17 protein-coding genes and 3 pseudogenes are annotated in these 21,025 nt (G+C 68.8%); 14 read left to right on the top strand and 6 right to left on the bottom strand.

From position 1 onward, the window contains the following. Positions 1 to 606 precede the first annotated feature (606 nt). From ACFFRH_RS11640 to ACFFRH_RS11625, 4 genes and pseudogenes are all read left to right on the top strand, one after another. Positions 607 to 3,495, top strand: a complete 2,889-nt coding sequence (locus ACFFRH_RS11640) for a PQQ-dependent sugar dehydrogenase (RefSeq protein ID WP_344750256.1) — start codon at positions 607 to 609, stop codon at positions 3,493 to 3,495. Continuing rightward, entirely contained in the window at positions 3,488 to 4,681 is a 1,194-nt protein-coding gene (locus tag ACFFRH_RS11635) for a ThuA domain-containing protein (RefSeq protein ID WP_344750257.1), read from the top strand. Before ACFFRH_RS11640 ends, ACFFRH_RS11635 begins: the two co-directional genes overlap by 8 nt. Before the next feature lie 510 nt (positions 4,682 to 5,191). Continuing rightward, positions 5,192 to 5,401: pseudogene (locus ACFFRH_RS11630) on the top strand (hypothetical protein); the annotation flags it as partial. Positions 5,402 to 5,444: 43 nt separating this feature from the next. After that, positions 5,445 to 5,525: pseudogene (locus ACFFRH_RS11625) on the top strand (hypothetical protein); the annotation flags it as partial. Positions 5,526 to 5,834: 309 nt separating this feature from the next. On the opposite strand, the pseudogene ACFFRH_RS11620 reads toward ACFFRH_RS11625, so the two are convergent. Then, positions 5,835 to 6,103: pseudogene (locus ACFFRH_RS11620) on the bottom strand (ice-binding family protein); the annotation flags it as partial. Between the two features lie 374 nt (positions 6,104 to 6,477). Here ACFFRH_RS11620 and ACFFRH_RS11615 point away from each other — a divergent pair. Next, positions 6,478 to 9,555: a M14 family metallopeptidase gene (locus ACFFRH_RS11615; protein WP_386156123.1), complete on the top strand. Its 3,078-nt coding sequence runs from the start codon at positions 6,478 to 6,480 to the stop codon at positions 9,553 to 9,555. Positions 9,556 to 9,759: 204 nt separating this feature from the next. Here the strand turns inward: ACFFRH_RS11615 and ACFFRH_RS11610 are convergent, their stop codons facing one another. The 3 genes from ACFFRH_RS11610 to ACFFRH_RS11600 all read right to left on the bottom strand — a co-directional run bounded on the left by ACFFRH_RS11610 (position 9,760) and on the right by ACFFRH_RS11600 (position 11,940). Continuing rightward, a complete protein-coding gene (locus tag ACFFRH_RS11610; RefSeq protein WP_386156121.1) occupies positions 9,760 to 10,296 on the bottom strand; it encodes a histidine phosphatase family protein in 537 nt (178 codons plus the stop codon). A 172-nt stretch (positions 10,297 to 10,468) separates the two neighbouring features. Then, on the bottom strand, positions 10,469 to 11,008 hold the full coding sequence (locus tag ACFFRH_RS11605; RefSeq protein ID WP_344746974.1) for a GNAT family N-acetyltransferase: 540 nt from the start codon (positions 11,006 to 11,008) through the stop codon (positions 10,469 to 10,471). Next, positions 11,005 to 11,940 carry a hypothetical protein gene (locus tag ACFFRH_RS11600; RefSeq protein WP_344746975.1) on the bottom strand — a complete coding sequence of 312 codons (936 nt, stop codon included), beginning with the start codon at positions 11,938 to 11,940 and terminating at the stop codon, positions 11,005 to 11,007. Before ACFFRH_RS11600 ends, ACFFRH_RS11605 begins: the two co-directional genes overlap by 4 nt. Positions 11,941 to 12,568: 628 nt before the next feature. On the opposite strand from ACFFRH_RS11600, the gene ACFFRH_RS11595 reads away from it, so the two are divergent. The 6 genes from ACFFRH_RS11595 (at position 12,569) to ACFFRH_RS11570 (ending at position 16,907) form a co-directional block, all read left to right on the top strand. Further along, positions 12,569 to 12,913 carry a hypothetical protein gene (locus ACFFRH_RS11595; RefSeq protein ID WP_344746976.1) on the top strand — a complete coding sequence of 115 codons (345 nt, stop codon included), beginning with the start codon at positions 12,569 to 12,571 and terminating at the stop codon, positions 12,911 to 12,913. 79 nt (positions 12,914 to 12,992) lie between these two features. Continuing rightward, positions 12,993 to 13,622 carry a hypothetical protein gene (locus ACFFRH_RS11590; protein ID WP_344746977.1) on the top strand — a complete coding sequence of 210 codons (630 nt, stop codon included), beginning with the start codon at positions 12,993 to 12,995 and terminating at the stop codon, positions 13,620 to 13,622. A gap of 46 nt (positions 13,623 to 13,668) precedes the next feature. Beyond that, a complete protein-coding gene (locus tag ACFFRH_RS11585) occupies positions 13,669 to 14,868 on the top strand; it encodes a radical SAM protein (protein ID WP_344746978.1) in 1,200 nt (399 codons plus the stop codon). Then, on the top strand, positions 14,861 to 15,136 hold the full coding sequence (locus ACFFRH_RS11580) for a phosphopantetheine-binding protein (RefSeq protein WP_344746979.1): 276 nt from the start codon (positions 14,861 to 14,863) through the stop codon (positions 15,134 to 15,136). The genes ACFFRH_RS11585 and ACFFRH_RS11580 overlap by 8 nt, the downstream gene beginning before the upstream one ends. A gap of 7 nt (positions 15,137 to 15,143) precedes the next feature. Further along, positions 15,144 to 16,352 (top strand): enoyl-[acyl-carrier-protein] reductase FabV, encoded by a 1,209-nt coding sequence (fabV, locus tag ACFFRH_RS11575; protein WP_344746980.1) that lies wholly within the window; start codon positions 15,144 to 15,146, stop codon positions 16,350 to 16,352. Positions 16,353 to 16,370: 18 nt separating this feature from the next. Beyond that, a complete protein-coding gene (locus ACFFRH_RS11570) occupies positions 16,371 to 16,907 on the top strand; it encodes a class I SAM-dependent methyltransferase (protein WP_344746982.1) in 537 nt (178 codons plus the stop codon). A 77-nt stretch (positions 16,908 to 16,984) separates the two neighbouring features. Here the strand turns inward: ACFFRH_RS11570 and cyaB are convergent, their stop codons facing one another. After that, the gene (gene cyaB, locus ACFFRH_RS11565) at positions 16,985 to 17,539 is read right to left on the bottom strand and encodes a class IV adenylate cyclase (RefSeq protein WP_344746983.1); all 555 of its coding nucleotides are present in this window, start codon (positions 17,537 to 17,539) and stop codon (positions 16,985 to 16,987) included. Positions 17,540 to 17,791: 252 nt separating this feature from the next. Between cyaB and ACFFRH_RS11560 the strand changes: the two genes are divergently transcribed. The 3 genes from ACFFRH_RS11560 to ACFFRH_RS11550 are packed head-to-tail and all read left to right on the top strand — an operon-like array spanning position 17,792 to position 19,301. Next, positions 17,792 to 18,130, top strand: coding sequence for an ArsR/SmtB family transcription factor (locus tag ACFFRH_RS11560; protein ID WP_344746984.1), 339 nt, complete (start codon positions 17,792 to 17,794; stop codon positions 18,128 to 18,130). Further along, positions 18,127 to 18,678, top strand: coding sequence for an SRPBCC domain-containing protein (locus ACFFRH_RS11555; protein WP_344746985.1), 552 nt, complete (start codon positions 18,127 to 18,129; stop codon positions 18,676 to 18,678). Before ACFFRH_RS11560 ends, ACFFRH_RS11555 begins: the two co-directional genes overlap by 4 nt. Further along, on the top strand, positions 18,675 to 19,301 hold the full coding sequence (locus ACFFRH_RS11550) for a dihydrofolate reductase family protein (protein WP_344746986.1): 627 nt from the start codon (positions 18,675 to 18,677) through the stop codon (positions 19,299 to 19,301). The genes ACFFRH_RS11555 and ACFFRH_RS11550 overlap by 4 nt, the downstream gene beginning before the upstream one ends. 96 nt (positions 19,302 to 19,397) lie before the next feature. On the opposite strand, the gene ACFFRH_RS11545 is transcribed toward ACFFRH_RS11550, so the two are convergent. After that, complete coding sequence (locus ACFFRH_RS11545; protein ID WP_344746987.1) at positions 19,398 to 20,642, bottom strand: ROK family protein; 1,245 nt, start codon at positions 20,640 to 20,642, stop codon at positions 19,398 to 19,400. Positions 20,643 to 21,025 lie beyond the last annotated feature (383 nt).

The raw sequence follows: 21,025 nt of genomic DNA, 5'->3' as shown, positions 1-21,025 counted from the left end.
CGCGTGTGATCACGCCACGGCATGGAGAAGTGCGGGCTCCTGTCCCGGATCCGCGGAAGGTGGGGGGACGGTAAGCCCGGAACCGGGTGTTAGGGGTGAGGCCGTGTTTGACGACACGGTGGTCCGGGGTCTCACTCCGGGATCGCGGTCCGAGGCCGCGGCCCGACGGGCGTGGTCCGGAGCGGCGTGGAGGGGCGTGCCGTACGCCGGCGAGTTGGCGATCATGAAGAGAGCGCTCCCTGGCAAAGGATGATTGCGTTCACGTTTCCCGTCAACGCCGGAGCCGGTTCGGCCCGCCGACGTACCCGGCGAAGGTGGGAAAGCGCTTCCTCTGAAGGACCCCGATTCGGCCAGGTCAGCGGCGATTGGCACGATGCAAAGGGGAGTGAGGGAACGTTCCCCGAGATACGCCGGTACCCGCCCACGGTGTACGGGCTGTTTCCGTCAGGTTAAACAACCCCTTGACAAGGATTGTCGGGCAAGAGCAATCTCGGGTTGGGAGAGCGCTCCCTCAGATTTTTCGGTGTCCCCCTCCAGAGACCCCGGACCACCGTCCCGAGACCTTGACCACCGGTCCACCCCCCACAGAGACCTGGAGTCTCGCCCATGGCCTCGCTCCGCCGATGGTTACCACCCCTCACCGCTCTCCTCACCCTCACCGCCCTCCTGTGTCCGCTCCCTGCCACCGCGACCACTACGACGTCCGACACCGCGATCACCACGGCGGCCGACGCCGCGACCACCGCGGCCGCGCCGCCCGTCGATCCCGCCAAGTTCCAGCAGGTCACGCTGGCCAAGGGGGTCGCCGAGGTGGGGGAGCCCATGACGATGGCGGTGCTGCCCGACCGCTCCGTCCTGCACACCGCCCGTGACGGCACGGTCCGGATCACCGACGCCGCCGGGAACACCAAGGTCTCGGGCAAGCTCTCCGTCTACTTCAACGACGAGGAGGGCATGCAGGGCGTCGGTGTCGACCCGGGCTTCGCCACCAACCGGTTCGTCTACCTCTACTACGCGCCGCCGCTGTCCACACCGCCGAACGGTTCCCCGCCCGACGGGACCCCGGCGGAGTTCGCGCGTTTCGACGGCGTCAACCGGCTCTCGCGCTTCAGGCTGAACACCGACGGCACCCTCGACCTCGCGAGCGAGAAGAGCGTGCTGGAGGTCAGGGCGAGCCGCGGCGCCTGCTGCCACGTCGGCGGCGACATCGACTTCGACGCCGCGGGCAACCTCTACCTGACCACCGGCGACGACACCGAGCCCGGGTTCAACGACGGCTACGCCCCCCTGGACGACAGGCCGAACCGCAACCCCGCGCTCGACGCCCAGCGCGGCGCCGCCAACACCAACGACCTGCGCGGCAAGGTGCTCCGCATCAAGGTGAACGCCGACGGGTCGTACTCGATCCCGGCCGGCAACATGTTCGCCCCGGGCACCGCGAACACCCGTCCGGAGATCTACGCGATGGGCTTCCGCAACCCGTTCCGGATGAGCGTCGACAAGGCCACCGGCGTCGTCTACCTCGGCGACTACGGCCCCGACGCCGGCACCGCCGGCCCGCGCGGGCCCGGCGGGCAGGTCGAGTTCAACCGGATCACCGAGCCGGGCTTCTTCGGCTGGCCGTACTGCACGGGCAACAACACCCCGGCCGAGACCTACGCCCGCTACGACTACGACACCTCGACGATCGGCGCGAAGTACGACTGCGCGGGCGGTCCCGAGAACACCTCGCGCAAGAACACCGGCCTGGTCAAGCTGCCCGCGGCGAAGGCAGCCTGGATCACCTACGACGGCTGCACCCTGGTCCCGGAGTTCGGCTGCGGCGCGGAGTCGCCGATGGGCGGCGTCGTCTACCGCTACTCCGCCGCGCTGAACTCGCCGGTCAAGTTCCCGCAGTCGCTCGACGGGCACTTCCTCGCCGGTGAGCTCCAGCGTCAGTGGATCAAGGACATCGAGGTCAACGCGAACGGCACCCGGGGCACCATCCAGCCCTTCCCCTGGTCGGGCAAGCTGGTGATGGACATGGCGTTCGGCCCCGACGGCGCCCTCTACGTGCTCGACTACGGCACCGGCTGGTTCAACGGCAACGAGGACTCGGCGCTGTACCGCATCGAGCACATCGGCACCGGCGGGCGGGCGCCCATCGCGAAGGCGACCTCCGACAAGGTCTCCGGGAAGGCGCCGCTGACCGTGGCGTTCTCCTCGGCGGGCAGCTCCGACCCGGACGGCGACGCGCTCACCTACTCCTGGGCGTTCGGCGACGGCGGCACGTCCACCGCGGCCAACCCCACCCACACCTACACCACCGACGGCAGGCGGATCGTCACGCTGACCGTGCGCGACGGCACCGGCAACACCGCGACGGCGAACATCGAGATCAACGTCGGCAACACCGCGCCCGTCGTGCGGATCGACCTCCCGCTCAACGGTCAGGTGTTCGGCTTCGGCGACGCCGTGCCGTACCGGATCACGGTCACCGACGCGGAGGACACGACGATCGACTGCACGAGGGTGAAGATGAACTACATCCTCGGGCACGACACCCACGGGCACCCGATGGCCACCGCCAACGGCTGCACCGGCACGATCCAGACGCCCGGCAACGGCGAGCACGACGGGGCCGCCAACCTGTTCGGGGTCTGGGACGCCGAGTACACCGACGCGGGCGGGCTCACCACCCACACCCAGCACGTCACCCAGCCGAGGAACCGGCAGGCCGAGCACTACACCACCTCCCAGGGGGTGACCCAGTACGACAAGCCGGCCGCGCACGGGGCGAAGACCGTGGGCAGCATCGAGAACGGCGACTGGATCTCCTTCGACCCCTACGTCCTGAGCGGCGTCACCGGGTTCACCGCCCGGGTCTCCTCGGGCGGGGTCGGCGGGACGATCCAGGTCAGGGCGGGTTCGGCGACCGGGACCCTGCTGGGTACGGCCACCGTGGCGCCGACCGGCGGCTGGGAGACGTTCGTCGACGTCTCCGCCACCCTGGCGAACGCCCCGGCGGGAACCACCAGGCTCTTCCTGGTCTTCGCCGGGGGGACGGGCGCGCTGTTCGACGTGGACGACTTCACCCTGACCGCCGGGACGGGCCCGCCGCCCACCGGCACGCTGCTGTCGGCGGGACGCCCGGTCACCGCGTCCTCGACGGAGAACGCCGCCTCGGCGGGGTCCAACGCGGTGGACGGCAACCTCGGTACGCGCTGGTCGTCGGCGTTCTCCGATCCGCAGTGGATCTCGGTCGACCTGGGCTCCGCCCGCCAGGTGAACCGGGTGAGGCTGCAGTGGGAGGCCGCCTACGGTACGGCGTACCGGATCGAGACCTCGACCAACGGCACGACCTGGTCGCAGGCGCATGCGACGACCGCCGGAGACGGCGGCGTGGACGACGTGAGTTTCGCCGCGACGAGCGCCCGCTACGTGCGGGTGTACGGAACGCAGCGGGCTACCCAGTACGGCTACTCCCTGTGGGAAATGGAGGTCTACGGTGCGTAATATCATCGCGGTCGTCACCGCGTTGTTCGTCGTCATGATTGGTCTGGGGGCTCCGGCCATGGCAGCTGATCCGGCATACAAGGTTCTGGTCTTCTCCAAGACGGCCGGATTCCGGCACGACGCCATCCCCGCGGGCATCACCGCGCTGCGCGGGCTGGCGACCGAGAACGGCTTCACCGTCGACGCCACCGAGGACGCCGGCGCCTTCACCACGGCCAACCTCGCCCAGTACCGGGCGGTCGTCTTCCTGCTCACCACCGGCGACGTGCTCAACGCCACGCAGCAGGCGGCGTTCGAGTCGTACATCGGGGCCGGTGGCGGATACGTGGGCGTCCACGCCGCCGCCGACACCGAGTACGACTGGCCCTGGTACGGCAACCTCGTCGGCGCCTACTTCGCCTCCCACCCCGCCATCCAGCAGGTGACCGTACGGGTGGAGGACCGCACGCACCCCTCGACGGCCCACCTCCCGGCGACCTGGGTGCGCACCGACGAGCTGTACAACTACCGCACCAACCCCCGCTCCACCGCCCACGTGCTCGCCACGCTGGACGAGTCGACCTACTCCGGCGGGTCGATGGGGGCCGACCACCCGATCTCCTGGTGCAAGTCGTACCAGGGCGGCCGGTCCTGGTACACCGGCCTCGGCCACACCATCGCCTCCTACACCGAGCCGAACTTCCGGGCGCACCTGTACGGCGGGCTCCGCTACGCGGCCGGGGTCGTCTCGGGCGACTGCGGGACCACCCCGAACCCGACGCCCACCCCCACCCCGACTCCCACGCCGAGCCCGGGTGTCGTGCTGCTGTCGTCCGGACGTCCGGTGACGACCTCCTCCACGGAGAACGGGTCGTTCGCCGGGAGCAACGCGGTGGACGGCAACGGCGGCACCCGCTGGTCGTCGGCGTTCTCGGACCCGCAGTGGATCTCGGTGGACCTGGGCTCCGCCAGGCAGGTCAGCCGGGTCCGGCTGAACTGGGAGGCCGCCTACGGCAGGGCGTACCGGATCGAGACCTCGGCCAACGGCACGACCTGGACGCAGGCGTACGCCACGACCACCGGTGACGGCGGCGTGGACGACGTGAGCTTCACCGCGACGAGCGCCCGCTACGTGCGGGTGTACGGCACCCAGCGGGCGACCCCGTACGGCTACTCCCTGTGGGAGCTGGAGGTCTACGGCAGATAGGCCACCGGGGCCGCGAGGTCGGGCCCCGAGGTCTCCCGTTTTCTCCTGGACGATTTTTCCCGGACGAGAATCCCGGGCCGGTTCACCGGCCCGGGATTCTCGGCGTTTCCGGGCGGTCGCGGCCGAGCGCGACCGAGGGCTTCCGGCACGCCGTTCCCGGCCGGGCGCGAGGGCGGGGGTCAGGAGATGGATAGGGCGGGCATGGGACGCGACACGTCGCCGACTCGTGGCCGGACCAGGGGCGAGACGTTTCACCGCACGACCGTGTCGTCTTCGACGGGAAAGGCGGGAAATCGGCCGCGCCGAAAGAGACACCGTGCGCGTCTGCGACGTAGGTAATTCTTTCTATGGCGATAAACGGCGTGCCGGAGTCGGGTCTCCAGCATGTCGAACAACGAGGGTGAAGGTGACGATTAATAAGATCGGAGGCCGTGGCGCATCATCAATAATGCGCTGATGTGAGAAATGTCAAAAGAAAAGTTCGTTCGGTGACGAACAACAAAAATCCTCGTGTCGTGCGACGACGCGACGCCCGCTCCTGGCTGGCGGGGCCCTCACCGCCCTCGTCGCGCTCGGGTGCGTCGTCGCGACGCCACGTGCCGCGGGCGCGGTGGTTCTGACGGCTGCCTACACCGACGCGGCCTCGCGTACCCCGGCGGCCACGGTGGGGCGGAGCTGGGCGGGACCACGGTGACGCCGGGGGTCTACACCTCCGCGGCGGGCACGTTCGGGATCACCGGCACGCTGACCCTGGACGCGCAGGGTGATTCCGGACGAGGTGTTCGTCTTCCCGGCGGCGTCCACGCTGATCACCGCTTCGGCGAGCAGGGTGGTCCTGACCGGTGGCGCTCAGGCGCGTAACGTCTTCTGGCAGGTGGGCAGTTCGGCCACGCTGAGGACGGGCCCGATCGTCTTCACCGCGACCGTGGAAGTCCGTCGAGTCGACGGTCGCGATCCAGGCGGCGTCCGGGGAGTAACGAGTGTCGGTCACGGTGACATCACCGAGAGAGGCCGACACGGTGGCGGTGCCCGCCACCACGGATCCCAGGTCCGCGGTCGCCGGCACGCTGATGGAGAGGGCGCCGGTCGGCCTGGTGACGGTGTTGGTGTCCAGGGTGACGGCGCGGTTGCGGGCCAGGACGCGGCCGTTCACGCTCGCCCCGGTGGTCACGGTGATCGAGGTCAGCGCCAGGATGTTGCCCGCGAAGGCGGAACCGGTACCCAGCGTGGCCGGACCGGCCACCTGCCAGAAGACGTCGGCCGCCTGGCCGCCGCCGATGAGGGCCACCGTGCTGGCGGACGCGGTGACGAGGCTTGAAGCTGGAAGACGAACACCGCGTCCGGATCACCCCGCGCGTCCAGGGCCAGCGTGCCGGTGATGCCGAACGTGCCCGCCGCGGAGGTGTAGACCCCCGGCGTCACCGTGGTCCCGCCCAGCTCCGTCGCCACCGTGGTGGCGGCGGGAGGAGAGGTCGTCGACCGCGGAGCCCGGGTGATGGGCCCACGGCCGGACGGTAAGCCTGTTACAGCACCTGGCCGGACCGGCACATCGGTGACGTGCGGCGAGGACGACAGGTCGTCCGACCCCTGCACGTCCCTCGCGATTTCGGAAGACCCTGAGCCTTCTCTGACCACATGAGGTCAGCGCGAAAAGCTGGCGAGGATTGACGTTGACTCAGGTCCGGCTATCACCCAGATTTCGGACATTCCTGTTTTTCGGGGGATGTACGGAGGTAGCAATGAAACGTGCGAGATTAGTCATTCTCGCAATCGCGGTCCTACTCCTGGGCTTGGTCGTGAGCACACCCGCGTCGGCGGTCCCCGATCCGCCCGCCGGCGACGACGGAGTGAACGTCTACGTCGGCGAACTCACCGCGGAGCAGCTGAAGGAGCTGCTGAAGTCGGGCGTCGAGCGCGAGGAACTACGGTTCACCAAGTCCGCGGACGGCAAGAAGGTCACCGTCGAGGCGATCCTCGGCGCGGCCCAGGCGGAGCAGCTCCGCAAGGCGGGCCTCGGCCTGAAGGTCCAGCGGTCCGCGGCGGCGAGCAGGCAGGCGGCCAAGGGGGACGGCGTCTTCAAGCCGTACAGCGGCGCCGGAGGCATCCGCGACCAGATCGTCACCGCGGCGAACGCCAAGCCGAACATCGCCAAGGTCGTCGACCTCGGCACCACGGTCAAGGGACAGCCGCTCACCGCGATCAAGGTGACGAAGGACGCGCGGCAGCTCAGGGACGGGTCGCGCAAGGCCGTGCTCTACATGTCCGCCCAGCACGCCCGTGAGTGGATCACCCCGGAGATGACCCGCAGGCTCCTGCTCCACTATCTGAACGGTTACGGCACCAACCCCGAGATCACCCAGTTGGTCGACACCGTCGAGCTCTGGTTCATCCCGGTCTCCAACCCCGACGGCTACGACCACACCTTCACCGGGAACAACCGCCTCTGGCGCAAGAACCTCCGCGACAACAACGGCGACGGCCAGCTCACCAGCGCCGACGGCGTCGACCTGAACCGTAACTTCGACTACAAGTGGGGCTACGACAACGAGGGCTCCTCCGACAACCCGGCGAGCCAGACCTACCGGGGCCCGAAGGCGCAGTCCGAGCCGGAGACCATGGCCGTCGACACCCTCGCCAAGAAGGTCGACTTCACCTACGTCCTCAACTACCACTCGGCCGCCCAGCTGCTGCTGTACGGCGTCGGCTGGCAGCAGGCCACCCCTTCTCCCGACGACCTCATCTTCGAGGCGCTGCTCGGCGACGACGCGACGCCCGCCGTGCCCGGCTACGACCCCGACATCGGCGCCGAGCTCTACACGACCAACGGCGAGACCGACGGTCACATGACCAACAAGCGCGGCGCACTGACGATCACGCCGGAGATGACCACCTGCGAGGTGGCGGTCGAGAGCGTGCCGGACGACGAGTGGACGCTCGCCGACTGCGCGGGCGGCTCGGGCTTCACCTTCCCCGACAGCGAGGCCCTGATCCAGGCGGAGTTCGCGAAGAACATCCCGCTCGCGGTCGACCTCGCCAAGTCCGTGCAGAACCCCGACAGCCCGGTCTCCCCGGTGAACCGCACGGTCCCGGACTTCCGCCCCGACAGCTTCACCGTCTCGTACGGCGACCCGCAGCCGGTGGCCGTGACCATGCGGCGTTCCCTGTCGGCCAAGCAACTGCGCTTCCGGATCAACGGCGGCTCCGTGAGCGTGCGCGACCTCGAGGAGTGGGACGGCGGCGAGCGGTACGGCGACGAGAACGACCTGTACTTCGCCGAGTACCGCGCCAAGGTCGAGGGCGCCCAACCGGGGGACGAGGTAGAAGTCTGGTTCACCGGCGACAAACCCGGCACCGGGACCGTGGAGAGCCAGCACTTCACGTACAAGCTGGAAAAAAAGTCCAACGCCAAGGTGCTCGTCGTGGCGAACGAGGACTACACCGGCTTCAACCCCGACTACCCGGCGTCGGTGACCGCGCCGAAGTACGCGGCGCAGTACAAGCAGGCGCTGCAGACGGCCGGATACTCCTCGGAGACGTGGGACGTCGACGCCCAGGGCGTGCCGCACCACCTCGGGGTGCTCAGCCACTTCAAGGCGGTGGCCTGGTACCTCGGTGACGACCGGCTCGCGATGGACGCCCAGGACGTGGAGACCGACACCCCGTTCGGCCCGCTCCCCGACATGGACGTCAAGCGGCAGCAGCAGGACCTGACCATCTCCGTCCGCGACTACCTCAACGAGGGAGGCAAACTGCTCTACACCGGGGAGACCGCCGCGTACTTCGGTTTCTTCGGCACCAGCCTCGGCGGCATCTACTACGGCCTGGACGGCGCGCCGGACTCCGACTGCGTCATCACCAGCCAGGACGGCTTCTTCGAGGAGTGCCTCATCCTCGCCGACGACTTCGCCCAGTACTACCTCGGCGTCTACGGCCGCAACCCGCGCGTCGGGCCGACCGGGTTCACCGGCAGCGGTGCCGCGATGAACGGCACGAACGGCACCTTCGGCGGCCCGGCGCTCGCCGACAACCCGCTGGACGAGGCGGGCACTCTGCAGGTGACCAGCGACACGCTGCCACCCGCGCAGTTCCCGCAGTTCAGGAGCTCGGCCGTAGCCGACTACATCGGGGCGACCGGTCCGTTCGACCCGGTCGAGGGCGACTGGTACGTGGCGGGCCCGCACACCGACGACGCGTACAAGAGGCTGACGCGCACGGTCGACCTCGCGGCCGTCACCGCCGCGCAGCAGCCCAGGCTCCAGTTCCAGCTCTCGTACGACACCGAGGAGGGCTACGACAACGTCATCGTCGAGGCGCACACGGTCGGCCAGGACGACTGGACGACCCTGCCCGACCTCAACGGCGGCACCAGCGCCGACGTCCCCGCCCAGTGCGAGGCCGGCTTCCTGCTGGACGAGCACCCGTGGCTGCTGCGCTACCTCACCCCGGGCAACCCCTGCACGCCGACCGGGACGAGCGGTTCCTGGAACGCCTTCACCGGCAGCTCCGGCGGCTGGCAGCAGGTGGCCTTCGACCTGTCCGCGTACGCGGGCAAGCAGGTCGAGGTGTCGATCAGCTACGTGACCGACCCCGCCACCGGCGGCGTCGGCGCGTTCGTGGACGACACCAGGATCACCACCACCGGCGGCCCGCTCGCCGCCGAGGGCTTCGAGTCAGGTCTCGGCGCCTGGACGATCCCCGGGCAGCCCCCGGGCAGCCCGGCGAACGTCGGCGACTTCGCCAGGGCCCAGGCCGACAAGACGGCGGCCGTCTCGACGAAGGACACCGTGTTCCTCGGCTTCGGCCTGGAGCAGGTGGCCTCCCCGGCCGATCGCGCCGCCACCCTCAAGAAGATCATGAAATACCTGGTCGGGTAGCCGGGCTGTTCCACCGGTAACCGGTGCTTCCACTGACCGGGTCCGACCGTGAGGCCGGGCGTCACACCCGTGGCGCCCGGCCTCCGCGCGTCCGGGGTCCCCGTCCCGCCGCGGCGGTCGTCGTCCTCGAAGGCATCGGGCATCGAAACGGAGCACCACGCGGGATGAGCACGGTTGTGCGGTCGTCCGTGGTTCGAATGCCCGTCAGGGCAGCCGGTACTCCCATCCCTCGCGCCAGCCGAAGTCGGCCTCCACCAGCTTCTCCAGGGGGACACCGTCGATGAGGTGGTCGAACGCCCACCGTGTCGCGACGTGGCCGATCACCAGGACGCGCGTGTCGGACCAGCGCAAGGACAGGTCACCGAGAAAGCGGCCCACGCGACGCACCGCCTGCCGCCAGCTCTCCCCTCCCGGATACGGCGTGTCGAGGTGCTCGGACCGGTTCCGGTGCATCCGGATCGCGGGCATGCCGTTGCCGGTGCCGTAGTCGCACTCCCGGAGCCGCCAGTCATGCAGGATCGGGATGCCGGTGTCGGCGAACGCCAGGGAGGCGGTCTCGACCGCGCGGGCGAGGTCGGAGGTGAAGACGGCCGCCAGGCCGTCCCCGCGCCGTCGCCCGCCCAGTTCCCCGGCCAGGTGCCGTCCCCGCTCGGACAGTCGGCCGGGCAGCCATCCGGTGGCGATCCCCCGGTCGTTGTCCTCGCTCCACGAATGCGTCTCGAACACGATCTCCATCGGCATGCCGTCACGCTAACGCCGCTTCTGGCGTGCCTCCCGGCTCTTCTCGCAAAGCGGATCACCTGGCGGAGGCGACGATCGCCACCCCTCCGGAGAGGTCCAGGCCGTGTTCAGTCCTGCGAGTCGTCCCAGTAGTCCTTGAGCATCTCGCCGGGCCAGCCGGCCCTCGACTCGTCTACTTCTTGGACAGGTCGAGCACCAGGGCGTCGCTGGCCCTGGCGTCGGGTGCGGCCCGTACGGCGCCCACCAGCCGCCAACCCCAGCGCTGGTACATGGCGTGAGCGGGAGCGTCCCGATCAGCCAGCAGCGTCGCGTACGGCACGTCCTGCTGGGCCAGCAGCGTCTCCAGGAGCCGCCGACCTATGCCACGCCACCGGTAGTCCTCGCGGACGTCCAGCTCGATCACCGCGAACCTCGGCGAGCCCGCCAGCTCGGCGGGAGCGGGAGCGGCCTCTCCTGCCCACCACCGGTCTACCCCGAACGTGAGGCCGAAGGAAAATCCCACGAGCTCCGACCCGTCTCGCGCCGACACCAAGGCGAAGCTGTCATTCTTCACCTGCCTGCCCGTGCGTTCAAGAAACCGCTCACGGCTGTAGAGCGGGCCAGACAGATAAGGGGGTTCGGCGTAATTCTCCAGGTACAGGCGGATGTACTCATCACTGAGCACTTCGGCGGCATCATCGCCGGTCAGACACTGGTACTTGATATCGGTCACGTATCCTTCTCCGCTGCCGTCAGTGCGAGGTGTTCCCGGTACTCCGTAATGGCTCGTTGTGCCTTGTGCCCTGCAGGCGCGGCGTCGGCCACACCGTGAGCGACATGCAGCACGAACTGCGTCACATGCTTAGGTTCGAGGCTTGCCAGGATCGAGGCAGCGTTCTGGAGCCCATCGTCAACGGAGCCGTCCCGGACCGCCGAGGCCGCTTGGTGGAGACGGATCTGTACTACCGGCCGAGCGAGTCCGTGAGGATAGGAGTCGAGCGCCTCCTGCTGGGCCGAAGCGGCGTCCGGGGCGCCGGTCATGGTTCGGATGAGAGATCGGGTGTGCAACAGCCGAGACTCCGACCATCCCTCAAGGGACATCCGGTCGCGGGTAACGGTGTCGGAGAGCGTGGTGAAAACGTCGGCCTGCCGCTCCAGGCTGTCGCGCGCACCGGTGTGGTCGCCCATGAGGGCCAACGCGTAGGCGCGGGCGCAAAGAGCTTCTGCCGCGGCGCGTCCTGGCTGCTTGGCGGTGAGGGCGAGAGCGGTATTCGCGCGTGACAGCACCAAGGCTAGCGGTCGCCTCTCGTACACGGCCTGAACGGCTTCCCACGCGTATGCCGCTGCGGTGACCTCGTCGTCGCCGGTCTGGGCTGCGGCCCGGCGTGCGGAAACCCACCAATGCCTCGACTGGTGGGCGTATCCGGCCGCCCCGAGTACATAGGCCAGCAGGAACGTCAGCCGAGCGTTCACCATCGCCCAGCCAGCCGCGTCGCGGCTGGGGGCGGTCGGCAGTGTTTGCTGCAAAGTCAGCAGGTCCACCGACAGGTCACGGATCACCTCGGCCAAGGGACGCGATCTGACCCCATGGGCATGCTCCCACGCGATTTCTTCCCACTCGTCCAGGTCCGGTCCGCCGAGCCGCGTGTCCACGATGGTGCGCAACGGTTCCAGTCCTGGCAGTAGGACGGATGCGCCTGCTGTTGCGGCACCGAGTAGGAGCCGCCTCCGTACTTCGTCCATAACGACAGGATCAGGCAGGCCCGTTGATTCTGCTAGCGGCACCGGCCCGGTTTTGGTCGCCTGGACGAGCGCGTGTAGAGAGGTCAGGGCGCCGTCGGCGCGGTAAAGCCTGTCGAGGCTTTCGACGGCTTCGATCGGCGCGAGGCGCTCGCCACGCTCCTAGCGGCCAAGAACCGACCAATCGGTATTGATTTGCGCCGCAACGCCTTTGAGAGAGCCTTCGCGAAACTCTCGCCAATGCCTTAGGGAAGCGCCGAAAAGGGCAATTGGTGACTTCGAGGGATCAACCGTGTCCGGTCGACGAGGCATGACGACCTCCCGCTGTATTGGCCAATTTGGCTGCTCCTATTAGCCAAAACAGATCTCTAGATGAGCTCTTATCTTCCCTTCACTATGGCACGTAAGGCAATACCGAACGTGCCCCTTACGTCCAGCTGGTGCCACATTTACTTTTTTCTTTTTGGGGCCCAAAGGGACGTGAATGGCATCTGCTCTTGTAGCAGCACCTCAGTGGACGGTCGCATCGCCCCATCACGAAAGGAACAGGTGAATGATCAGGGAGTATCGCAAGACGATTCCGCCCTTAAGCAGGGCGGATGGGGACCTGAACATGGTCCTGGCCAGCGACGCCCTCAACCGCCTGCGTGCAGTCCTGCACGGACACCGGATCTACCCGTCCATCAGCTACTTCGACGGGATCACGCTGCACGTGGCGAACGAAATAGCGGTGCGCGTCCGGAGTGACGACGACGGCGGCCTGTTCTACCGCTGGAGGGACGAGCGTCCAGGCGCTTCCCGTGAGGAGTTCGAAGCACCCGCCGCCGACGTGGACGACATCGCCTCCCGGATCGCCGCCGCTCTCTACGGGGCGCCGAACGCGCAGATGACGCCATGAGACCGCCATGGCGACCTGCGGAGGAACGCTCAGGTCGTCACGCGGACCTGATCCTCACCGCTCGACCAGGAGGCGCGCCATGACAACCGCCGCGCCGACACAGCTGCGTGTCCCCTACGTCATCGCCCACGCGGACGAGGTCGCACCGCAACCCTTGTGGTTCGTACGGCGTCCGCTCGGCGGGATGCAGCTTGCCTACAAAGATCCGCGCCGGGGCGATGCGGTTCGTGGGGTGTTGCGCGTCCGCGTGCTGACCAACCGCCGAGGGGCGCCGCAGTGGCGGAAGCTCAACACGCTGCGTCAGTGGCGTTGCATGGAAAGGATGCGGTGCCAGGTCTGCGGGAAGGCCGCGACCGACCCCGCCACCGGACGCATCCCCTGGATCATGACCGATACCGCGTTCCGCGAGATCCCCGACGAGCCCACCGGGGGCCTCGCCAGTGCACCCCCGACCTGCTGGGCCTGCATCCCGGAGGCGCTGGCCACCTGCCCCCAGCTTCGTATCTCCTCGACCGTCTGCACCGTCGCCCGCGCCGAGCCCGTCGCCGTACTGGCCGACATGTTCACGCCCGGTCCGGGCCGGAGGGCCATCCCCACGGGGGAGCGCAACGTCGAGATCAGCCTGAAAGACGAGACGGTGCTGCCCTACGCGCTGGCCACGCAACTGATCGTCCACGTCCACGACCTCCAGCCAGCGGTTCGGGACTGAGGGACATGATCATCGAATCTACCCGCACGAAAAGTGAGGGCTGTAAATGATCAAGGAAGGCGCGTTCACCTACATCGACGGCCGCGACCTGGTCGTCCCCTACACCGGGAAGTACGCGGTGAAGGTCCCCGACGTGTTCGACCGGATCCGCGATCGCTGGGCCCAGGCGGGTTTGGCCGAGACGCCGTACCGGCCGTTGAGGGTCGAGTTCGAGTTGACGACCAAATGCAACGACACCTGCCCGAGCTGTGGCATGGGAGCCCTTTCCCTGCAGACGGGCCGGTCTCTGAGCGACCGGCAGTTGGAGCACCTGGTCGGAGAGTTCGCCGACGTCGGCCTGCCGTGTGTGGCCATCACCGGCGGGGAACCGTTCGTCGCGATGCGCGCGCTGTTGCGCTTCATGTCGCGGGCGCGCGGCGCGGGCGTGGAGGTCAACAAGCTCACCACGAACGGTGTCTGGGGGTCGGCCAAACGCTGTGGCCGCACCTTCGAACAGCTCGTGAAGGCCGGGCTGCTGGACAACGAGCTGTTCGTGCCGCTGCTGATGGTGTCGATCGGGGAGCAGACCACCCGGCTGGAGGACGTGGCCCGGATCATCCACCACACGGTCACCGAGTTCACCGAACGGGACCTGAACATCGCGATCAGCAGCCTCGCCGATCCAGCCGACCGCGAGCACAGGATCTACCCCCTCATGCGGCTGTACGAGGAGACCTACGGCGACTTTCCGCACGATCGCGTTCACTCCACGATGCGCGTCTACCTCGACAACGAGCGCCTGGAGGATCAGGCGCCGATCCATCGGCCCGGTCAGACACCTGTGGAGAAGTGGATGGACCACTGCTACGACTGTTTCGCGCCCACGGTCGGCTCCTACGTGCTGCCCACCGCGCTGTTGAAAGCCTCCGGTGACCTGTACACCTGCGCGGCGTTCAACGTGCCGGAAAAGCTCGGCTTCGGCAACCTGTTTCGCGAGCGGCTGCGCGACATCATCGCTCGCACCAACCGCTCGGCCTACGTCGCCCAGGTTCGTGCCGGCGGCGGCCTCAAGGCGCTGCACGACGTGATTCCTCGCGCCGAGACCGCGCAGATGACGTGTGACAGCTTTTGCGGCTCCTGCTCTCTGCTGATCAACGAGTTCGAGCAGCGCACCGGCGAAACCGGCCCCGGAGGACCGGCGTTGCCGTTCGTACCCACCGGCGCACTGTGGTCACGCACCGGCGCGGCCGGTGGCCGCCGTGGATGACGAGCTCTCGCCGCGAGCGGGGGTGGTGGCCGCCATCGCCCATGCCGCCCGGCGCACGCCACGCGACTGCGCCGATCCGGGTCTGGACCTGTGGAATGACCTGGGCATCGATAGCCTCTCGCTGCTGGAGCTGATTCGAGACCTCGAAAAGCGGTTCCAGGTGACCATCCCGGATGAGGACACCGGCCAGGCCAACACGGTCGGTGACCTCATCAGGACCATTCAGCGTCTCGCGGGCTCCGACCCGCCTGCGGACCCGACCAGATAGGCACACGATGACAAAACGACTTATCGAACCTCGCGGGCGCGGGTTCCTGCTGTTCGACTCCCACCCAGGCGGATGCGAGAAGATCGTCGGCGACATGTGGGATCGTGTCGCTCCCGCGATCCCGGACACGAAGGCCGAGCGCCGTCCGGTCGCCCTGGTCATCGGCTCCAGTGCCGGCTACGGGATGGCGACCACGATCGCCGGGATCCGCCGTTACGGCCTCGACGGTGTCGGCCTGTGCTTCGAGCGCCCGCCTACCGAGCGGCGTACGGCCACCGCGGGCTGGTACCGCACCGTCGCGACCGCCGAACTCGCGGCCAAGGCCGGTCGTGACTGGTCGTTCGTCAACGGCGACGCCTTCGCCGACGACACCAAGGAACAGGTGCTCGACCTGCTCGCCGAACGGTTCGGCGGCATCGACTACCTGATCTACAGTGTCGCCGCGCCTCGGCGCGTCGACCCCGTCACCGGGCAGACGCACCAGTCGGTGATCCAGCCGCTCGGGGCGGGGTACAGCACCAAGACCCTCGACGTCAGCGGAGACGAACCGGTGCTTAAGGAGATCTGGGTCGAACCGGGCAGCGACACCGAGCGGGCCGACACCATCAAGGTCATGGGGGGTGAGGACTGGGCCCTGTGGGTCGACGCCCTGAGCGACCGTGGTCTGCTGCGTCCGGGGTTCACCACCGTGGCCCTGTCCTACATCGGCTCGCACCTGACCGGGCCGATCTACCGGGAAGGAACGATCGGTGCCGCCAAGGCACACCTGGAGGAGACCGCGCTCACGCTGAACGGCGACCTGGCCGGGGTCGGCGGGCGGGCCATGACGTCGGTCAACGGCGCCGCCGTCACCCAGGCCTCCACCGCGATCCCCGGCATCGCCCTGTACGTCAGCCTCCTGCGCGGCGTCCTCGGTGAGGCCGTGCAGTCCCCGCTTCAGCAGTCCGTCGAGCTGTGGGACCGGCTCACCGGCGCCCAGGCGCTCGACCTCGACGACCAGGGACGCATCCGCCTGGACCAGTGGGAACTGCACCCGCGCATCCAGGAACAGGTGACCGAACGGTGGGAGGCCGTCGCCCCCGACACCATCGGCGACCTGGTCGACATCGGCTGGTTCACCGCCGAGGTGCACCGCCTGTACGGCTTCGACGTGCCCGGCGTGAACTACGGCGCGCCGAGTGAGCCCGACCTGCCCTGGCCCACCCCCACCGAGTAGCGCCCGACTGGAGGACACGTGACGACCGCAGGCGACCGCATCCGGCAGTGTGAAAAGTACATCCACCGGCCGCGCACCCCGTACAGAGCGCGTAAGGCCCGCTACGACGCGACAGCCGACCAGCTGTTTTCCGCGGGTATCTCCAACCGCGACATCCTCGTGGACGTCGGCGCGGGCGGGACCGAACTGGATGTGTGCCTGCGGGTCGACTACGGCTGGCGCGGCCGGTACGTGCCCGTCGACGGATGGCTCGACGGGGTGGATCTGGAGGCCTGGCAGCCGCCGCGAACCTTCGACTGGTTCGCCTGCCTGGAGGTCCTGGAGCACCTGCGCGACCCCGGCCGCCTGGTCGAGGCGCTCCAGGACAACGCGACCTGCGGTGTTGTCATCACCACTCCGAACCCCGAGGTCTGGGACGTCCTGGCCATGGACTCCACCCACCTCACCCCCATCAGCCAGGACATGTTGAGGGAGTGGGGTTTCCGAACCACCCTGCACACCTTCTACGGCAAGTACCAAGACGGCATCACCGGCTTGTGGACCGGGGCCACGTAGGCCGACCGCCTGTTTCGACGTGAAAGCGGCTTGCCTGCCGCGTGGGCCCCGGCCGGGGCCGATGACCTGCCCTTGTTCTAGGTCGATGCCAGCGCGGCGCGGACCAGTGAGTCGTAGGTGTCGGTCACCCGCTCCAACTCGACACCGAGCGACCGTGCGAAGGTGTCGAGCTCGACCTGCACGGCGGTCCCGGCTTCCTCGCCGCTCACCGTGCGCTCGATCTCGACGAAGGCCCCGGCGTGCTCGACCTCGTCAACGCAGATCGTCATGTTTCCCAGCGTCGCGGTGCGCCGGGTCTTCACGATGCGGACCGTGGGATGAAAGCCCATGAGCGTGATGGCGTGGTGCATCTGCTCGCGGTCGGCGACGGTCGTCTCGTGCTCCAGGCACGCCATCGCGTTGTCGACGGGTCGCTTCACGGTGAACAGGTGGCGGCCCTGCTGGGTGCGCAGCCGGGCGAACGACCTGCCGATCTTGCTGTCGGCATAGGTCCACCCGTCCTCGGCGTACGCCTGATCGTCCTGGTGCGCGGGGGCCGACAGCAGAGCTCCCCGCTGCGCGAGAGCGTCCTCCAGCGCCGCCAGGTCGCCCACCCGGTATTTGACCTCGATCTCCTGCACCCCGTGCGTCACGACGACCTCCCCGGTCTCTGCTACGACTCGGGGAGCCTACCGAGATTGCCAAGGCCCTCACGCGAGGAACGTCGCAACTGGTCGCGGCGGGCTGGTGGCCGGTGTCGTGGATGACCCGGTGGGGTGAGACCGTCCACACCCTGCCGTCGTAGGTATCGCGCCGGATCGCTGTGGCGCCGACGGCGGGGTACCCGGGCGCCCTGAATACTTAGCCCTTGCGCTAAGTATTCAGGGCGAGCAATACTTAGCCGCATGGCACAGTATTCGGCCGAGCTCGACGGTGTGTTCGTCGCCCTCGCCGACCCGACGCGGCGCGGCGTCATCCGGCGCCTCGGCCGCGGCCCGACGAGTGTGGGCGACCTCGCCCGTGAGTTCCCGATGACCCTTCCCTCCTTCATGAAGCACGTGCGGACGCTGGAGGCGAACGGCCTGATCCGCACGGTCAAGCTCGGCCGGGTGCGCACCTGTGTGCTCAACCGCGACCGGCTCGCTCTCGTCGACGGCTGGCTCGAAGAGCAGCGCCAGGTCTGGGAGGAGCGCACCGACCGGCTCGAACGCCTCGTCACCGATCCCAAGGAGAAACACCCGTGAACCCCGATCTCGACCTGAGCCTGCAGCGGGTCATCCGCGCACCCCGCGCCGCCGTGTGGAGAGCGTGGACCGACCCGTCCCTCTTCGGGCAATGGTGGGTCCCGGCGCCGACCGTGTGCCGCGTCGACCGTCTCGACGTCCGGCCCGGCGGCGCGCTCGTGACGCGACTGAGCGACGACGGGGTGGACTTCGTCCCGCACATGGACGCGAGCTTCCTCGTCGTCGACGAGTTCGAACGGATCGTGTTCACGAACGCGATCGACAGCGCCTGGCGCCCCGCCAACCCCGCGCCGGTGCCCATGACGGCCGAGATCACGCTGAGCGATCATCCGGACGGCACGGACTACCGGATCATCGTCCGGCACGGCGACCCGGCCGCCCGCGCCCACCACGAGGAGCTCGGTTTCCTCGAAGGCTGGGGCACGGTCACCAAGCAACTCGCCGTGTTCGTGGAAAGCCAGGTCGCGGAGAGCCAGGCCGTGGAAAGCCAGGTCGCGGAGAGCCAGGCCGTGGAAAGCCAGGTCGTGGAGAGCCGGGCCGCACGATGAAGATCACTCTCACCGAGTTCGTCACCCTCGACGGGGTCAGCCAGGGCCCCGGCTCGCCGGCCGAGGACACGAGCGGCGGCTTCACCCGGGGCGGCTGGCTCGTGCCCCACCTGGACGAGCTCTTCGTCCGGCGTACCTCCGAGTGGCTGGACCTCGCCGACGGACTGCTGCTCGGGCGGCGGACCTACGAGGCGTTCGCCCGGGACTGGCCGCGGATCACCGACCCGGACGACCCGTACACCGCGCGGATGAACTCACTGCCGAAGTACGTGGTGACCAACACCCTCACCGAGGGGAGCTGGCATCCGACGACCGTGCTGCGCGGTGACCCGATCCGGACCGTCGGGGAACTCAGGGCGCGGCCGGGACGGGAACTCCAGATCCACGGGAGCGCGCGACTCGGCAACGCCCTGCTGGCGGCGGGCCTCGTCGACACGCTCCGGCTCGTCGTCGCCCCTGCCGTGACCGGTTCCGGGCGGCGGCTGCTCGACCACCCGGGCCCACCCCTCGGCCTGCGGCTCGCCCACCACGAGGTGACGGCGACCGGCCTGCTGCTGCTCCGGTACGAGACCGCCGGCACCGCCCCGGTGGCGGAGTACGAGGGCGTCACGGCCTTCGTCTAGCGAAGTCCGGTGAGGTGACCAGGGGCGGACACGTCATACGAGTGCGTCACGGCCTTCGTCCAGCGCCGGCCGGTGAGGTGACCTGGGCCGGACTCGTCAGAGGAACGGCGGCTCAAGGCTCAGGTCGGGCTTGCCCGACAGGCTTCCCGTCTTGCTCCACTGCTCCAGCACGAGCGGTGAGAAAAGCCGCTCGTAGAGCAGCTCCGCGGTGCCCTGGACGCCGCCGGCCTCGCCGAGCGCGGCCCTGCGCACGAGCAGGTCGCGGCTGGCCAGCGGCAGGGCCCGGGCGTAGAGGCTCTTGCGGACCGACGACAGCAGCACGTCTCCGGAGTAGGACAGGCCGCCGCCGATGACCAGCTGGGAGGGATTCAGCAGGCTGACGACGAAGGCGAGAACCTCGCCGATCTGGGCCCCGGCCAGCTGCAGGACCTCCAGGGCCTCGTGGTCGCCGTGCTCGGCGGCGCGTGCCAGCGCGGCGGCGTTGAGCGGCCCGTTCTCCCGCATCGCCGCCAGCACGCTGCTGCGGCCGCTGTCGGCGATCTCCTCGGCCACCCGTGCGAGGGCGAATCCACCGGCGACGGCCTCCAGGCAGCCGATGTTGCCGCAGCGGCAGGGCAGCGTCTGGCCCGGCACCGGAAGATGGCCCACGTCACCGGCGCAGCCCCCGTCTCCGTGCTGGAGGACGCCGCCCATGATGATGCCCGAGCCGATCCCGCTGCCCAGCTTCACGTAGACCATGTTGCGGTGGCCCTTGCCGGCGCCGTACCGGTACTCACCGAGGGCGATGGCGTTGGCGTCGTTGCCGAGCCAGGCGGCCAGGCCGAGCTTGTCGCCCAGCCAGTCGCGGATCGGGAACTGGTCCCAGCCGGGCATGATGGGCGGGGACACCACGATCCCGCGATCGATGTCGACCGGGCCGGGGACGGTGACGCCGACCGCCCACGGGCGGCCGCCGACCTCGTCACGGACCCGCTGGCACAGCTCGACGCACACCCCCAGCACCTCGTGAGGCCCGGCCGCGATGTCGACCGGCTGCGACTGGTCGTCGATGATGGCGCCCGACAGGTCGACGGCGGCCACGGTGACCCCGCTCGCGCCCAGCGCCACCGACAGGACGTAACCCGCCCGCCTGCGCAGCGCTATCGCGCGTGCGCGCCGTCCTCCGGTGACGACCGACCCCGATCCGTCCTCCACCAGGTCCAGCTGGCGTAACTGCTCCAGGCGCTGGTCGACCTGGGCCCGGGTGAGGCCGGTGTGCGCCATCAGGTCCTGTCGCGTGAGCGGACCGGCGCCTCGTAACACCCTGACGACGTGCCCGGTATCTCCACTGCCCCGTTCCATCGCAGCCTCCCCCGTTACTGCACCACATGGCCTGCGCCACGAAGCTAGCCAGCAGACTTTTTCCTGTCAATCCGCAACATTTGCCGGTAATCTACATAAGTGGGGTGCTGGACGAAAATATCGAAGACGATCGAGGTGGCGAGGGGTGTGCCCGCCTCGGCCGCGGCGAAGCCGGGTAGCCTCCGCGTGTTCTTCGTGTCGCGTCCACGACGGCCCGCGGGTTCCCGCGGGGGGCCTCTCGCGCGTCCTTCGTGCTCTCGCCGCCGGCGCTCGTCGACGGGGCCGGGCGAGGTGGGGCGGTGGTCGATTTCCGCTGCTCAACGGCATGAATCTTTGGATCATCCGCAAAAGTTTGAACTTCTCAGAGGCGTTGATGTCGGACA

Source organism: Streptosporangium vulgare (assembly GCF_042428775.1).
In the GTDB taxonomy this organism is placed as follows: Bacteria; Actinomycetota; Actinomycetes; order Streptosporangiales; family Streptosporangiaceae; genus Streptosporangium; species Streptosporangium vulgare.
Note: the sequence above shows the minus strand (reverse complement) of the source record. Positions and strands in the feature narration are given on the sequence as shown.